Source organism: Lujinxingia vulgaris, from assembly GCF_007997005.1.
In the GTDB taxonomy this organism is placed as follows: domain Bacteria; phylum Myxococcota_A; class Bradymonadia; order Bradymonadales; family Bradymonadaceae; genus Lujinxingia.
In genome coordinates, this window is record NZ_VOSL01000004.1 from 1 (window position 1) to 16353 (window position 16353).

The window sequence follows — 16353 nt, forward strand, 5'->3', positions numbered from 1 at the left end:
GTGGCGGGGACCCACAAGGGGTCCCCCTACGGGCGGGTGGCGGGCATCGGCATAGGGATGGACGGCGGGGACCCACAAGGGGTCCCCCTACGGGCGGGCGGCGGGGCATCGGTGTGTGTATGGACGGCGGGGACCCACAAGGGGTCCCCCTACGGGCGGGCGGCGGGGCATCGGTGTGTGTATGGTCGACGGGGACCCACAAGGGGTCCCCCTACGGGCGGGCGGCGGGGCATCGGTGTGTGTATGGACGGCGGGGACCCACAAGGGGTCCCCCTACGGGCGGGTGGCGGGGCGTCGGTGTGTGTATGGACGACGGGGACCCACAAGGGCCCCCGCTACGGGGGGATGATGGCAATGGTGTGGCGGCGTTCGTCGCTCGCCTGGGAGGTGAATGCGGGCGTACGTTTTGAACACGTCGGACGTAGGGGAGGCTGCTCTCCCAAATATCGACAAACACGAGGTTTTTCGGCGACGCGGATGTTTTTGTTTGGCTAAACGCAGAATGGCTACAAAAGAGGTGCTGCATGAGCGGCAACGAACTGAAATTTATACGCACTGAGATCGGCACGCTCACGCGCTTTCTTCGTGATCTACGCGAGGATGAGGTCATTGAGCGCCTGCAGTTGGAGCGTCGTCTGGCCAATGCCCGGGAGCGTCTGGCGGAGATCGAGCATCTGCCGAAGGCGAGATCTCTTTCGATCGTGTTTGGAGGGTCGCCGGTAGAGGGAAGGCGTTCGATGGATGCGGGGTTTGGTGCTGCCGCTCTCAAGGCGTTTGTCGATGTGGTGGAAGCGGTTCGGGCTGGTTTGATGGCCGACGAACCGATGGAGGGAGGGCGTCTGCCGAGGCTCAAAGAGCGTTCGCTGCGCATTGTGGATAGGGCGGGTGGTTCGTGCGGTTTTGAGCTGGAGTTGCCGCCTCTGGCCCCCGAGGAGGAGCCACCGCAGGGGAGTATGTTGCCCGAAGCACAGGAGCGTCGGGTGGACGCGTATGCGCTGGCGATCGAGACCACCCTGGCGTTGATCGGCGAAGTGGCGACGTCGTCATCGAGCGACGAGGCGACATCGGATGCGGTCGCGGAGATGCATCGCCGGGCGGCGGATAAGGTGCGGGCGTTTGTGAAGGTGCTGGCCGACCACGGCGCACTCTTCGCGGCGGAGTTTGAGGGGCGGCAGGTCAGGCTCAACAGTGATGAAGAGGTGCGGCGCGTGGTCGACGCGCTCAATGTCGCCGATATGACGGAGCGTGAGGACGAGGTGGAGGGCATGTTGATCGGCGCGCTTCCCGAGTCGCGTGTGTTTGAGTGCAGGTCGGGGGATGGCACGCTCATCAAAGGCAAGATCGATCGCAGCGTGGCGGATGTGATGGCGTTCAAGGCGGCGTGGGAGAACAAGGAGGCGCTGCTGCGTTTTCGTGTGGTGTCGTCGCGGGGGAAGGAGCGGTATTTTTTGAAATTTGCGAGCGCCCCAGGACGACGCTGACTGTGTCGTCTGGGATTCGCGGTGGCGCTGCCACAGCTTCATCCCAGCCTCCTTGCTAGCTCCGCCCTGGATGCACTCGGTGCCGAGCGCCCCAGGACGACGCTGACTGTGTCGCTGCGTCGTCGCGGTAGCGCTGCTACAGCTTCATCCCAGCCTCCTTGCTATCGAAGGCGCTGGATGCGCTCGGGTTTTTTGGTGTGCGGGAACCCCCCAACGCGCACACGAGTCGACCAGCGTCGTGTAGCGTGGCGCCCCGCAACCACCCAACCACCCAACCACAGCGCGCCCCCCCAACGCGCACACGAGTCGACCAGCGTCGCGAAGCGTGGCGCTCAGTCCTGGTAGCACATCGGCGGGGTGTTGAACTCGCCAAGCTGCTGGCAGCCGCCGTCTTCGACGCTGGCCTCGATCCCTTCGATGTCAAAGATCACAGACCCGGAGGGTTGGTTGCTAAAGGCCAGGCACTCTCGCCCGAACTGCTCGTGGCACTCACCGATGACCACGGTGACCTGTACGTCGGTCATCAGGGGCAGGTCGAGCGCGAAGCCTCCGTCGGCGTCGGTGATGCCCTGGGCCACAATCTGGCCGCGATCTTCGGGGTTTACATCCGGGCCGCAGGTCAGCTCGACATCGCCCAGGTAGATGTAGACGGGCTGGTCGGCGCGGGGCACGCCGACATACTCGTTACCCTGGGTGGTGTAGGAGTTGAGGATGCCCTCCACACAGGTGGTGGCGCCGCTCTCCAGCACCAGGTCGCCGGCGTCTTCGCAGCCCTCGGAGCCGCAGGCGGCTTCGGTAAAGGCGTCGGGGTCGAAGCTGATAACGGCCTGAGCGGCGGCGTCCTCATGCACCGAGACAAGCTCCACCTCGTCGACCGGCGGAAGGGCCAGGCAGTAGGTGCCGTCGTCGCCGGACTCGGTGACGGCGGAGGCGGGGCCGGTCATCATCTCATAGAGGCCGTAGACCGGGGCGCCGGCCACCGGCTCGGCGTCCTCATTGAGCAGGGTACCGCTGAGGCAGCCTCGGGCGTTGCTCATCTCGATGGTGATCTGGAGGCATTCCCCGCCCTCCTCCGACTGGCAGCTGGCGGCCGTCTCGTTGCCGACCACCGTCAGCGGGCCGTCGGCGCTCTGGTAGTAGAAGGAGTGCAGCGCGCTGAGCTCGATGGTGCCCTCGCGCATAAAGTCGACACAGGTGACGCCCATCTCGTCGGTGGCGCCAAAGGGGGCGACTTGGCCCAGGTAGCTCTGGCCCTCGCCCTCAATGGTCGCGCCGGGGATGGGCTCGCCAGACTCGGCGTCGACGACGGTGACTTCCACGCAGTTGCGCGTTCCCAGAGGCTTGTCGACGTTCCACCAGCTGAAGTGCCCGGCCTGACAGGAGGCCACCAGGCCATCGCCAGCGATGACCTCGCACTCGCTCTCATAGACCCAGCGGGCCTGCTGCAGATCAAAGCTCCAGAAGGGGATCGTGTCGCCGACCGCGTAGCCGGAGAAGGCCTCCGAGATCGGAAACTCCAGATCGGCCTCGACGCCCTCGGCCAGCTGCAGCTTCTCGCCATCCTGCCAGAAGGTGATGTCGGCCATATAGACGCTCAAGAGATCCACCGGATCGCCCTCGGTGGGCACCCCGATGAGCGGTCCGGGCATAAAGCGCAGGTCATCGCTGGAGGGCTCAATGCCGGCGAAGGTCATCTCGGCCTGGCCGACTACGGGGTTGCCCTCCCCGTCGACCAGGGCGTTGGCCGGAAGGTTGATGCGGACGCCGCGGACCTCCAGGGTGGCGGGAGCTTCGGCATCAAAGCTCTGCGCCTCTCCCAGGGCCAGCAGGCGTACCAGCGCGCTCATCTGCTGACCCTCGGCCGCCTCCACCACCGGACGCTCCGCGCTGGAGGGGGCGTAGCCTTCGGCCTCGATCTGCACGATCATGGTCTCGGCGCCGGCGGCCGGCTCGATGAGCACCTGGCCTCCCAGGTCGGTGAGGTGGGCCTGGCCCTGGTAGATCACGCTGGCGCCGGCGATGGGCATGCCCGCCTCATCCTGGACCTTCAGCGAGAGGGGAAGCGCGCGGGTCTCGACCGGATCACCACCGTCGGGCTCGGCGTCGGGATCTGGATCGGCATCCAGTTCGGCGTCGGGCTCGCCGGCGTCGGGAACCTCGGTGTTGGGGTGTTCATCGGCGGTGTCCGAGCAGGCCACCGGGCCACCGGCCAGCGCACCGACCAGCATCATCAGGCTTAAACGTTTCGAAAGAGGACTCATCATTCCATTCTCCATCCAGCGTGTGGGACGCACGGTGCTGGCTCCTCATGAGCACGTTACCGTCAGGGATGCGTCCCAGATCAGATATCTCCCGCATCCGGGACCCGAGCTCATTGCAGCTTCAGTGCCAGCCTCGTTATGGGGATGCTCTTTTGTGAGATAGAAGCGCTACCCTGATAGGCTAATTGTTGATTTTTGAGAGGCTTGACTTTGTTTCGCTTCTCGTTCCGAGTTTGAACGACGCTCGATAAAGCCCCGGTTGGAAGAGGGTTACGCCTCTAACCGGGAGGTTAGTGCTCCACATGCCGAGCGCCCCAGGACGACGCTGGCTGTGTCGTCTGGGATTCGCAGTAGCGCTGCTACAGCTTCATCCCAGCCTCCTTGTCAGCCCCGCCCTGGATACGCTCGGGTATTTTATTGTGCGAGAACCCCTGACCGTGTTCACGAATCGACCCACGTCGTGAACCCGGGCGTTTCACAACCACCCAACCACCCAACCACCCAACCACAGCGCGTGCCCCCCACCGCCCAAACGAATCGACCACATCGCGAACCCGGGCGCCCCACAACCACCCAACCACCCAACCACAAAGCACGCCCCCCAACGGCCACCCGAATCGCCCACCATCGCGAAGCGTGGCGCCCCCAGCTCCCATGCGCTTCGACGCCACTATTTCATTTTAAAAATGATGCGTCGTTCGCTCCGACGGGGCTCTTTTGTTTTGAAACAGATGTGTCATTCGCTCCGACGCGCTTTTCTGGAGTTGAAACCGTTGCGTCGTTCGCTCCGACGGGGTCTCTGGCGGTTGAAACAGGTCTGCCCTTTGGTCCGACGCGCTGTTTCGGAGTTGAAACCGGTGCGTCGTTCGCTCCGACACGCCTTTCTGGAGTTGAAACCGGTTCGTCGTTCGCTCCGGCGCGGGTGTTTCAACCCCAGGCATAGGCGTCGTTCGGTCCGGCAAGGGTGTCTCAGTGGTGGGGAGGGTCGTCGTTCGCTTCGACGGAGGTGTTTCAATCCGGGGGAGGGTCGTCGAGCGGTTCGGCGAAACTGTTTCAATCGCGGGAAGGGTCGTCGTTCGCTTCGGCGCGGTGCTTTCATGTGTTGCGCCTCAAAAGCGATGGGTTTAGCGTGGGGGCATTCCACAACATGAGTCCTCGACGTCGGGGGAGGTCTTGAATAGGTCAGGGCCGCCTGTCCGGGGGACCTTTTGGCATGTGAATGCCTGAAGAGGGGTGAGTTATGGCTCAGATTTCTCGTACGACGGCCCAGAAGAGCGCGATCAGCCGCACCATCGGGAGCACGGTGGAGGTGAATCATGAGGAGGTGGGGGCAAGGCTCGACCGGCTGCTCTTTCCCGACGGGGTGCCGGCCGATCTGACGATGGCGACGGTGGTCCGGGCGGTGGGCGATGTGACCCGCCGCAATGCACAGGCCTTTGAGGGGGCGGAGCGTTTTCTGGCGACCGAGCGCAGCGAGGACCGTCGGCTGCGGGAGACGCGCGATAAAAGGTTTGAGGATCTGCGCCTGGTGCTCATCAAGGCCCGCGGCGCCATCGTGAACTTCTGGGGCGAGCATGCGGCGCAGGATGTGGGTTTCGTGGGGACGACGCCGGAGACGGCGGAGCAGCTTCTGAGCTACGCGCGCAATGTTCGGGAGAAGCTCGGTCAGGGCTTTGATGGCTACGAGGTCGACATGCCCTCCGATCTGGACCTGGGGCGGCCGGACCCGGCCAACCTGGCCACGGCGATCGAGGCGCGGGCCACGGCGCTGGAGCAGGCGGTGAACGCCTACGGCGTGGAGGAGCGCGAGACCCAGGCCGCGCTCAACGCCCGCGACAAGGCCGAGGCGGCGTGGAGTCGGCATTACAGCCCGGTGGCGTCGATCATCGAGGGGCTGTTCAGGCTCGCCGAGATGCCCGAGCTCGCCGAGCGGGTGCGGCCCACGGCCAGGCGGCGAGCGGGGTTGGTGGAGGAGGCCGATCTGGGGGAGATGGAGGAGAGCCGAGCGCCCCAGGACGACGCTGACAGCGTCGTCTGAGATTCGCAGTAGCGCTGCTACAGCTTCATCTCAGCCTCCTTGTCATCGCCGCCCTGGATACGCTCGGATTGGGTTGAGGGGCGTGCGTGAATGAATGAAAAACCCCCGGTCGCTGAGGCGGCCGGGGGTTTTTGTGTTTTGGGGAGGGAGAGCCGACCCAATGTATAGGACGTGGGGATCCACAAGGGGGCTGTCCCTACGGGCGGGGGCGATCTGGATCTCGGGCTCGATCTCGGGCTCGATCTCGGGCTCGATCTCGGGTTCGATCTCGGGCTCGATCTCGGGCTCGATCTCGGGTTCGATCTCGGGTTCGATCTCGGGCTCGATCTCGGGCTCGATCTCGGGCTCGATCTCGGGTTCGATCTCGGGCTCGATCTGGATCTCGGTCTCGATCTGGATCTCGGTCTCGATCTCGATCTGGATCTCGGGCTCGATCTCGGGCTGGTATTCGTACTCGGGCGTGGACCGCGCGGCTGGGAGGGGCTTACGAATCGACCCACATTGCGAACCCAGGCGCCCCACAACCACCCAACCACCCAACCACCCAACCACACCCCGCACGCCCCCCACCGCCCGTCGCACCTCCCCACATCGCGAACCCGCACGCTCCTCACCGCCCGCGGTCTACGACCCGCTCGAATCCAGACAAAACCCGTTGTTGGGGCTGGTGCAGAAGGAGCCGGCCGGGCAGTCCTCGGAGTTGGTGCAGGGGTAGGTGCAGCGGTAGCGGGAGCTTGCGCCGCCGGAGAACCAGGTGCAGGTGCCGTCGTCGAGGGAGGGGGCGCCGCAGTCGCTGTCGTCGTCGCAGCGGCTGCCGAAGTCATGGAAGGCCTCGCAGGTGATCTTCTCCTCGCGGATGCCGCAGTAGCGGGTGAGGGGATGGCCCGAGAGGCTGACGCGCTCGACGTTCATGGGGAAGGGTTGGGTGCAGGCGCGCAGGCTCTCGATGTCCATGCAGTAGCCGTCGGGGCGGCTCTGGCCGGCGAAGTTCATGGGGATGCAGCGCTGGTAGTCCTGGCATTCGATGTCGGCCTTGCAGCGCTGGCAGTCGGTGAGGCTTCGGATGGGGGTGTCGGTGCAGCGGTGGGTGGCGGGGTCGCAGGAGTTTCCGCCGCAGGCGCCGGACTCGTCGACGGTGCATTCGATGCAGGTGCCGGTGTCGGTGTCGCAGACCGGGGTGTCGGGTTGGGACGCGCAGTCCCGGGAGGTGGCGCAGCCCTGGCAGCGGCCCTCCACGCAGCGGGAGCGGGCCGGGTCGGTGCAGTCGGCGTGGCCCGCGCATTCGACGCAGGCCGTCTGGCAGTCGGGGCCGGTGCAGGGGAAGAAACCCGCGGCGCATGCCAGGGCGCACTGGCCCCGGGAGCAGGTGGCGTCGGCGCCGAATTCGGTGGGGCAGGGCTCGCAGCGGGTGCCGCAGTGGGCGACGGAGCTGGAGTCGACGCAGGTGTCGCCGCAGAGGTGGGTGCCGGAGGGGCAGACGCACTGGCTGGAGTCGGAGTCGCAGACGAGCGAGCCGGGGCAGTGGTCGTTGCGTACGCACGCGACGCAGGTGCGGCGCTCGGGATGGCAAAAATCCTCGCCGCAGATGCCGATATTCTCGACGCAGTCGGGCTCGCCGGTGTCGGGTTCGACGGCCACGCAGATGCCCGCGCGGCAGGCTTCGTTCTCAAAGCAGTCCTGCGCCTCGCTGCAGCTGACGGTCGATGGTGAGGAGCAGCCCAAGGCCGCCAGGAGCAGCAGGCCCGGGAGCGCCAGCAGCACCTGAAGCGCGAGGGCTCGTAAGGGGGGGGCAGGCAGGGGCACGGAGGTCATTTTACCAGGCCCCGCAGTATTGCGTGCCGCCTGTTCCGGTCGCGCAGCTAAAGGGCGAGTGGCACTGGGGGTACTGGGAGGCGGTGTCGCAGGGGTAGGAGCAGCGGGAGCCGGGCTCGAACTCGATGGTGTCGCAGACCCCGTCGTTGAGGCCGGGGACGCCGCAGTCGTCGGCGTCGGCGCACTCGCTGTCGTAGTCGAGGACAGCCTCGCAGGTGGTCAGCGCTTCGTTGATGCCGCAGACGATGGCGAACTCCCCGGTGGTGATGCTCGCTCGGATGTCCAGGACGGTGAAGGGCTCCAGGCAGTCGGTCTCATTGGCCGGGGCGTTGTCGATGCGCAGGCAGTAGGCGGCGTCGCGCGGGGAGCCGTCGAAGTCCATGGCGACGCAGATGTGGTCGGTTTTGCACTCGGCGTCGGAGCGGCAGGGCTCGCAGCTTCCGCGGCTTCGAAGCCCGGTGGTGGTGCAGCTGCGGGTCTCGGGGTCGCAAGAGAAGTCGCCGCAGGCCTGGGCCTGGTCGAGGAGGCACTCCACGCAGGTGGCGGATGCCGGGTCGCAGACGGGTTTGCCCTCGACGCCGGCGCAGTCGTCGTTGGAGGCGCACGTGCCGCAGACGCCCTGGTTGCAGACGGGGGCGTCGGGGTCGGTGCAGTGGGTGTTGTTCAGGCATTCGACGCAGGTGCCCGGCGGGCCGTCGCAGCCCTCCTCGCAGAGGAAGAACCCCTCCTCGCAGCTCGCCGAGCAGGTCTGCTGCACACAGACAGCCTCGCCATGTTCCACCTCCGGGCAGGGCTGGCAGGGGCCGGCGCAGCTCTGCACGGAGTTTTCGGGGACGCAGACCCCGCCGCAGCGCACGTAGCCTGCGCGGCAGGTGCAGACGCGCTCGGTGGCGTGGCAGACCGCGAACTCCTCGCATTGCTCATCGAGCGCGCAGTTCTCGCAGACGCCGGTGACCGCGTTGCAGATCAGGCCGTCGGCGCAGAGATCGACGCGGCAATCGCCCGGGTCTGTGGCGTCGTTGACGTCGACGTCGGCAAGCGAGACATCGGGGGACTGGCAGCGACCGGCGATGCAGGTGAAGTCGGCGTCGCATTCGGCGGTGTTGGCACACTCCTGCACATGCTCCGACTCACAGCCGGTGCTGAGGATGATGAGGATGATGAATAGGAGGAGCCCCACCCTGGCGAGCATACGCGACCTACAAAACGTCATGAGGGTGAACCTGAGTACAAAGGGGGCTGCCAGGGGTCGGGTGCCGGGACATCACGGAGGGGATATGCGCTGGCGAATTTACGTGGTGCTCGGGAGGTATGCAAGAAGGTCGGGGTGCCGAGCGCCCCAGGACGACGCTGACTGTGTCGTGAGGGATTCGCAGTAGCGCTGCTACAGCTTCATCCCTCACTCCTTGTCAGCCCCGCCCTGGATGCGCTCGGGTTGGGGGGCACGCGAAGTGCCGAGCGCCCCAGGACGACGCTGACGGTGTCGCTGCGTCGTCGCCGTAGCTAAAGCTACTCGCTCCTCCTGGCTCCTTGTCAGGCGCCGCCCTGGATGCGCTCGGGTATTTTAGTGTGTGGGACGCGCCCGGCACCGACGTCGCCACATCCACAGATACCCCCCGATGGCCAGGGCGCTGATCATCATTCCAAACGTGATCAGGCCGGTGTTGGGGTGGGGGTTGCCGGCCAGCAGGTGTGCGACCGTGAAGAGGGTCTGGGTGGCGAGGAGGATGGCGCCGAGGGCGCCGGCACGGACGACGAGGAGGGAGAGGCCTGAGAGCTCGTCTTCGGCCAGGGAGAGGGTGCCGAAGAGCATCAGGGCCAGAGGCGTGAAGTTGGCGATGAAGGCGCCGGGGTCGCCCAGGGAGGGCTCGGTCAGGTCGGTCAGGTAGAGGGGGGCGCCGCAGAAGCTGAAGAGGGCGAGGAGTTTGATGGCCAGGAGGTGCCAGGGGGAGAGGTGGCGAGGGCCGGGTTCTGAGGATGCTTTCAGGAAAAGGTCCGACGCGAAGCCGGAGGCGTTGAGATGCGCCTCGATGGTGCGGAAGGCGGCGTCGTCGGGGAGCATGGCGGCGTTGAGGGTGAGCTCTTCGTCGGGGAGGTGAAGGCGTAGAAAGCGCTGGCCGGCGACCTGGAGGAGGCTTGTGTGGAGGATGTCGGTGAGGGGAACTTCGCGCTCCTGGGTCGACCAGCGGGAGCGGGGGAGAATCAGCGAGGTGGGCGTCAGGGCGATGCGCTGGGGACGCAGCGCGCCGGCTGCCAGGGCGATGATGGCCAGGGCGACAAAAGCCCAGGAGAGGGTGGCGAACGCCCAGGTCAGGAGGGAGGGGGCGTTTGTGGCGTTGAGGGTGAGGACGATGCCGCAGAGGGTGAAAAAAAGGGCGGAGAGGAGGGTGGGGAGTTTGCGGGGGCGGTAGGGATATTCGGAGAGGAGGGTGGTGGGGGTGGGAGAAGGGGGCATGGGGAGAGTTGGGGAGAAGGGAGGTTAGTGTGGTTGGGAGGCTGGTGTTCGATCTCGGGCTGGATCTCGGGCTCGATCTCGGGCTCGATCTCGAACTCGGGCTCGATCTCGAACTCGGGCTCGATCTCGAACTCGGGCTCGATCTCGGGCTCGATCTCGGGCTGGATCTCGGGCTCGATCTCGGGCTCGATCTCGAACTCGGGCTCGATCTCGAACTCGGGCTCGATCTCGATCTCGGGCTCGATCTCGATCTCGGGCTCGATCTCGATCTCGGGCTCGATCTCGGGCTCGATCTCGATCTCGGGCTCGATCTCGATCTCGGGCTCGATCTCGGGCTCGGGCTGGATCTCGGGCTCGAACTCGGGCTCGAACTCGGGCTCGATCTCGGGCTCGAACTCGGGCTTGAGTTCAATCATGGATGAGAGTGACGGGGGCCCACAAGGGGCCCCCCTACAAAAGGGGGGCGCCCAGCGTCGTGAAGCGTGGCGCCCGCCGAGCGCCCCCCACCGTCCGTACGAATCGTCCAGCGTCGTGAAGCGTGGCGTTCCACAACCACCCAACCACCCAACCACCCAACCTCAAAGCGACCCCCCCACCGCCCGTACGAATCGTCCAGCGTCGTGAACCCGGGCGCCTCACAACCACCCAACCACCCAACCACCCAACCTCAAAGCGAACCCCCACCGCCCGTACGAATCGTCCAGCGTCGTGAACCCGGGCGCCTCACAACCACCCAACCACCCAACCACCTAACCACAACCCGCGCGCCCCCCACCGCCCATAACAAATCGACGGACGTTGTGAAGCGTGGCGTTCAGGGCAGCTTATCCCCCACCTGACACATGAAACGCAGCGAGGCGTATCCGGCGCCGGGGATGTCGTTGTAGCCGGCGACGGAGCCGTCGGGGTTCCAGCCGTAGAACATGGAGCCTGCGGTGGTGTTGTCGCCGTTGGGCTCGGTGATGTCGGTGCGGTCGGAGATGTAGAAGGGGCCGCCGTCGCCGGCGCTCCAGTCGCAGCTGGCATTGGAGGAGTTAAAGGGCTGGGAGGCGCAGGTGGCGCCGTCGACGTCGGGGTAGATGGCGAAGATGTAGGCGTAGTCGTCGCTGGCGTCGGGGCCGACGTTGGGGTTGCGGGCCAGGGCGATGGTGGCGGCCAGGTGGGCCGGGGAGCGGGGGATGTGCAGCTGCATGCCGCGCTCGGCGCAGAGGGCTTCGGCCTGGGCGGCGTTGACGTTGGTGTCGGAGAGGAGCTTGAGGAAGGTGTAGCCGCCGCCCTCGGTGGTCATGTCGCAGTAGACCTGCGTGAAGGCGGCGAGTCCTTCGGCGTCGGTGTCGATGACGTAGGTGCCATCGGAGAGGCCGGGGGTGTCGGTGAGGGCGTCGAGGCAGCTGGCCGGGGCGGTGCAGGTGAAGGTGTCGTCGCAGGAGCCGAGGCCACAGTCGGCGTTCTCGTTGCAGGTCTGTCCGAAGGTGCAGGCGGTGCAGGAGCCGCCGCAGTCAATGCCGCTCTCGTCGCCGTCGAGGGTGTCGTTGTTGCAGTGCGAGGGCATGCAGATGGCGTCTACGCAGGTCGAGGAGGCGCAGTCGTCGTCGATGTTGCAGCTGGCACCCAGGGTGCAGGCGGTGCAGGAGCCGCCGCAGTCGATGCCGCTCTCGTCGCCGCTTTTCCGGCCGTCGAAGCAGGTGGTCTCCCGGCTCCAGACGTGCCAGACGCCGGTGCCGATGCCCTGCACGGAGCCGCATTTCTGGGCGCCATCGTCCTGACCCCAGTCGGTGCCGTCGGTCTGGAGGGAGTCCATGCCGCGGTCATCAAAGTCGAGGGTAAAGTCGGTGGTGCTGGTGCACGCGTCTTCACCCTCCATATAGCCGGAGCCGTATTCGTCGGTGTCGGATTTGAACTCGCCAGTGAGGTTGTTTCGGCGGTTCCAGGGGCCGGTGTAGCCGGTACCCTGATTGTCTTCGAAGCAGGAGTCGGCGTCGGAGCCGGTGGTGATGGTCTGGTACCAGGAGACGTCGTAGAAGGAGAGGTCGACATCAAAGGAGGGGCCCTGGGTGGCGGCGCTGACCTTGCAGGTAAAGCGCATATCGCCGGTGAGATCGACGATGGGGCGCAGGCCATTCCAGATGCCGGTGTTGCCGGAGATGGGGTCGACGGTCGTCAGCGCGTCGTAATAGGGGGAGGCTTCGTCGCGCAGGGCGGTCTGCAGGGTGGAGGCGACCAGCGTCCAGCCGCCGCCGTCGGTGTCCATATCGCAGTAGACGTCTTCGAGGGTGCCGTCGCCATCGGGATCGATGCCGTAGACGCCGCTTGTGGTGGTTCCGCCGAGCAGAAGATCGAGGCAGCTGACGGGGTTGGGGGCGCAGCTGCGGCCGTAGGCGCAGTGACCGGAGGCGCAGTCATCGCCGGAGGTGCAGGAGGCGCCGTCTTCGCAGCCGGCGCAGTTGGGGCCGCCGCAGTCGAGGTTGATCTCACCCTGGTTGAGGATGCCATCGTCGCAGGTGGGCAGGGCGCAGGCGTTGGTGCAGGCGTCGGTGTCGACGTCGTTGCCGTCGTCGCAGGCCTCGACGCCCTCTTCAACGATGCCGTCGCCGCAGGTGGCGGGCTGGCAGGTGTTGGTGCAGGCGTCGGTGTCGACGTCGTTGCCGTCGTCGCACACCTCGCCAGCGGCCGTGTTGAGGATGCCGTCGCCGCATTGGGCTGCGGTGCAGTCCGCGTTGCAGGTTGCGGACTGGCCGGCGTCATCGCAGGCCTCGACGCCCTCTTGCACCGCGCCGTCGCCGCAGGTGGCGGCCACGCAGGTGGAGAGGCAGGCGTCGGTGTCGACGTCGTTGCCGTCGTCGCAGGCTTCGCCTTCGTGCAGGATGCCGTCGCCGCAGGTGGGGAGCGCGCAGGCGTTGGAGCAGGCGTCGTCGTCGACGTCGTTGCCGTCGTCGCAGCCCTCGCCGGGCTGCACGAAGCCGTCGCCGCAGGTGGCCAACTCACAGGCGTTGGTGCAGGTGTCGTCGTTCAGCTCGTTGCCGTCGTCGCAGGCTTCGCCGGCGGCGGTGTTGAGGACGCCGTCGCCGCACCGGGCCGCGGTGCAGTCGTCGTTGCAGGTCGCGGACTCGCCGGCGTCGTCGCAGGCCTCGCCGGCGGCGGTGTTGAGGACGCCGTCGCCGCAGGAGGCCACGGTGCAGTCAGCGTTGCAGGTGTTGGATTCCATACCCTCATCGCACGCTTCGCCTTCGTGGACCACGCCGTCACCGCAGGAGGGCTGGTCGCAGATGCCCAGCTCCGGGAGGCAAAAGCCGCTCTCGCACTCGTCGTCCAGCTCGCAGGGGGCGCCATCGTCGAGAGGGGGCTGAGCGCAGAGGCCGTCTTCCGGGTGGCAGAAGTCGCTCGCGCACTCGTCGTCCAGCTCGCAGGCAGCGCCATCGTCGCGCAGGCCCTCGGTGGGGGTGATGTCGGCGTCGTCGCCGCAGGCGCTCAGGGCGGTGAGGGCAGTGAGGGCGGCCAGGATGAGCGTGGCGAAGCGTGTGCGGGCAGATAGAGAGGGCAGAGAGCGCATCAAGATCCTCTGGGGATGAAGGTGGGACGAACGAAGGACGTGGCATTATGTTTTCAGAACGTTACACGTCATTTCACAATATCGATCCCTTATGCAACTCGATGCGCTCGGGTTTTTGGGTTCGCGTGAACCCGTCCGACGACGTTTATGAACGGTTTGACGGCGGGGACCCACAAGGGGTCCCCCTACGGGTGGGTGTTATCGCGACGGCGTCGCCCTGGATGCGCTCGGGTTGGGGGGCACATGAAGAGGCGAACCCCCATCGCCCTCACGAATCGACCAGCGTCGCCCTGGATGCGCTCGGGTTGGGGGGCGTGCAGGGGGCCGAGCGCCGACCGACGCGTTGTCCGCCTAAGCTCGCTTGACGGGGACGCTGGCTCATCGCCAGATACGCATGCGGTATGCGGTGATCGAACACCGCGACACACCCAGGGAGACACGCACAGGGAGAAGATATGACACGAGTACGTGCTTTTTTCGCGACGTCGCTCGACGGCATGATCGCCGGAGCGGGAGACGAGCTGGACTGGCTTCCCGGCCACGGGGAGGGGGCGGAGGATACCTTCACGCCCTTTTTTGCGGAGGTCGGCGCGATGCTGATGGGGCGCAGGACCTTCGATGTGGTCAGCGCCATGGAGGGGGAGTGGTTCTATGGCGATACGCCGATTCTGGTGGCGACGTCGCGGGCGCTGGAGACGTCGATTCCCTCGGTGCGGCCGGTGCATGGCCCGATTGAGGCGATGGTCGAGGAGGCCCGAAAGGCGGCCGGGGGACGCGATGTGTATCTGGATGGTGGGGCGCTCTTTCGATCGGCGCTGGAGGCGGAGCTGATCGATGAGATCACGATGACGCTGGTGCCGGTGGTGCTCGGCGAGGGCATTCGGCTTTTTGGGGATGGCGAGCGTCATACGATGATGTTGGAGTCGGCGCGCTCGATCGGCGCGGGGATGGTGCAGCTTCGTTACCAGGTACACTAAACGCCTGCCGAGCGCCCCAGTGCCGAGCGCCCCAGGACGACGCTGACTGTGTCGCTGCGTCGTCGCCGGTGGCGCTGCCACAGCTTCCTCATGCCGAGCGCCCCAGGACGACGCTGACTGTGTCGCTGCGTCGTCGCGGTGGCGCTGCCACAGCTTCCTCCTTGCTCCTTGTCAGCGTCGCCCTGGATGCGCTCGGATCTTCTATCGTGCGTGCGCCCCCCATCGCCCTCACGAATCGACCAGCGTCGTGTAGCGTGGCGCCCCACAACCACCTGACCACCCCGAATCGCCGATCCCCCAGCCCTCATGCGCTTCGACGCCTCGCATTCATTTTAAAACTCACTCGCCGAACCCCTCGACCCCCCTTGCTCCGGTTGAACCTGGCCCCCAGAGCACTGGGCATCCCTTGCGCTGACTCGGACACACGTGACGAAGCCCTCGACGTGTCGTCTGCCAGCTAAACCCACGTGCCGGAGCGCTCGATGCGTCTTGCTCCGGTTGAACCTCACGCGCCGAAGCGTTCGTCGTCCCTTGCGCGAGTTGAAGCCACCCGTCGAATGCTTCGACGCGACTTCCAACGCCGCGGCGAGCCGCGTCGAATGCTTCGACGCGGCTTCCAACGCTGCTGAGACACGCGTCGAATGCTTCGACACGACCTCTCTCGTCGCTGCGAGAGGCGTCGAACGCTTCGTCACACCACCTTGAGTCGGCGAGCCCCACGTCGGGGGCTTCGTTGTGCCTGGTTCACGTATTGCGCGGCAAAAGCGATGGGATTAGCGTGGGGTCATTCCAAAACACGCGTCCTCGACGTCGGGGGGGGGCTTCGAATCGGTCGGAGCTCCGCACCGGGGGACCCATAGGCATGTGTATGCCTTAAGAGGGGTTAGCTATGGCTCAGATTTCTCGTACCAGCGCGAATAGGAGCGCGATCAGCCGCACCATCGGGAGCTCGGCGGAGGTCCATCAAGAGAGTGCGGGGGAGCGGCTCGACAGGCTGCTCTTTCCGGACGGGGTGCCGCCGAACCTGACCTCGGGTCAGTTTATGGTGGCCATCGCCAACGTCGCGCGTCGCAGCGCCGAGGGTTTTGAGGGGGCGGAGCGTTTCCTGGCCACGGAGCGTGGCGAGGACCGGCGTCGGCGAGTGGTGCGGGATGAGGCCGTGACGGAGTTGCGGCAGGTGCTGATCAAGGTACGCGGCGCCATCGTCAACTTCTGGGGCGAGTATGCGGCGCAGGATGTGGGTTTCGTGGGGAACACCCCGGAGACGCCCGACCTCCTTTTGAGCTACGCCACGAACGTCCAGGAAAAGCTCGCGGCGGGCTTCGAGGGCTACAAGGTCGATATGCCCGACGATCTCGATCTGGGGCGCCCCGACCCTGCCAACCTGGCCGCGGCGATCGACACCCGCGCCAGGAGGCTTATCGCCAGCATGGAGGACTATCAGGTCGAGGAGCGCGAAACGCAAGCCGCGCTCAACGCTCGCGATAAGGCCGACGCGGCCTGGAGCCGTCATTATAGCCCGGTCGCCTCGATCATCGAGGGGCTTTTTCGGCTCGCCGAGATGCCCGAGCTCGCTGAGCGGGTGCGGCCGACGGCTAGGAGGCGTGCGGGGTTGGTGGAGGAGGCCGACCTTGGGGAGATGGAGGAGGGGGAATTGGACGTTGTTGGGGATGAGGATGTGGTGGTGAGTTGAGGGGATTGCGGCGCCGGGGGCGTCGCGATGAGGGAAGAGAGCCGGGCTCCTTGGAGTCCGGCTTTTTTATGAGTTAGGGGGCGGGA

At 66.1% G+C, this 16353-nt stretch carries 10 protein-coding genes; 4 read left to right on the top strand and 6 right to left on the bottom strand.

The window, feature by feature from the left end; all coding sequences use genetic code 11:
- Window positions 1-524: 524 nt before the first annotated feature.
- Complete coding sequence (locus tag FRC96_RS00560; RefSeq protein ID WP_146972100.1) at window positions 525-1481, top strand: hypothetical protein; 957 nt, start codon at window positions 525-527, stop codon at window positions 1479-1481.
- A 332-nt stretch (window positions 1482-1813) separates the two neighbouring features.
- Here FRC96_RS00560 and FRC96_RS00565 read toward each other — a convergent pair whose 3' ends face one another.
- Window positions 1814-3745 (bottom strand): hypothetical protein, encoded by a 1932-nt coding sequence (locus FRC96_RS00565; RefSeq protein WP_146972101.1) that lies wholly within the window; start codon window positions 3743-3745, stop codon window positions 1814-1816.
- Between the two features lie 1237 nt (window positions 3746-4982).
- Between FRC96_RS00565 and FRC96_RS00570 the strand changes: the two genes are divergently transcribed.
- Window positions 4983-5780: a hypothetical protein gene (locus tag FRC96_RS00570; protein ID WP_146972102.1), complete on the top strand. Its 798-nt coding sequence runs from the start codon at window positions 4983-4985 to the stop codon at window positions 5778-5780.
- A 42-nt stretch (window positions 5781-5822) separates the two neighbouring features.
- Here FRC96_RS00570 and FRC96_RS00575 read toward each other — a convergent pair whose 3' ends face one another.
- The 5 genes from FRC96_RS00575 to FRC96_RS00600 all read right to left on the bottom strand — a co-directional run bounded on the left by FRC96_RS00575 (window position 5823) and on the right by FRC96_RS00600 (window position 13597).
- Complete coding sequence (locus FRC96_RS00575) at window positions 5823-6308, bottom strand: hypothetical protein (RefSeq protein ID WP_146972103.1); 486 nt, start codon at window positions 6306-6308, stop codon at window positions 5823-5825.
- Between the two features lie 96 nt (window positions 6309-6404).
- Window positions 6405-7592 carry a hypothetical protein gene (locus FRC96_RS00580; RefSeq protein ID WP_146972104.1) on the bottom strand — a complete coding sequence of 396 codons (1188 nt, stop codon included), beginning with the start codon at window positions 7590-7592 and terminating at the stop codon, window positions 6405-6407.
- Window position 7593: 1 nt separating this feature from the next.
- Window positions 7594-8805, bottom strand: coding sequence for a hypothetical protein (locus FRC96_RS00585; RefSeq protein ID WP_146972105.1), 1212 nt, complete (start codon window positions 8803-8805; stop codon window positions 7594-7596).
- A 351-nt stretch (window positions 8806-9156) separates the two neighbouring features.
- Window positions 9157-10047, bottom strand: a complete 891-nt coding sequence (locus FRC96_RS00590; protein ID WP_146972106.1) for a hypothetical protein — start codon at window positions 10045-10047, stop codon at window positions 9157-9159.
- Between the two features lie 814 nt (window positions 10048-10861).
- Window positions 10862-13597 carry a fibrinogen-like YCDxxxxGGGW domain-containing protein gene (locus tag FRC96_RS00600; protein ID WP_146972107.1) on the bottom strand — a complete coding sequence of 912 codons (2736 nt, stop codon included), beginning with the start codon at window positions 13595-13597 and terminating at the stop codon, window positions 10862-10864.
- A 455-nt stretch (window positions 13598-14052) separates the two neighbouring features.
- On the opposite strand from FRC96_RS00600, the gene FRC96_RS00605 reads away from it, so the two are divergent.
- Entirely contained in the window at window positions 14053-14574 is a 522-nt protein-coding gene (locus FRC96_RS00605) for a dihydrofolate reductase family protein (RefSeq protein ID WP_146972108.1), read from the top strand.
- An 889-nt stretch (window positions 14575-15463) separates the two neighbouring features.
- Complete coding sequence (locus FRC96_RS00610) at window positions 15464-16267, top strand: hypothetical protein (protein WP_146972109.1); 804 nt, start codon at window positions 15464-15466, stop codon at window positions 16265-16267.
- Window positions 16268-16353: the final 86 nt, after the last annotated feature.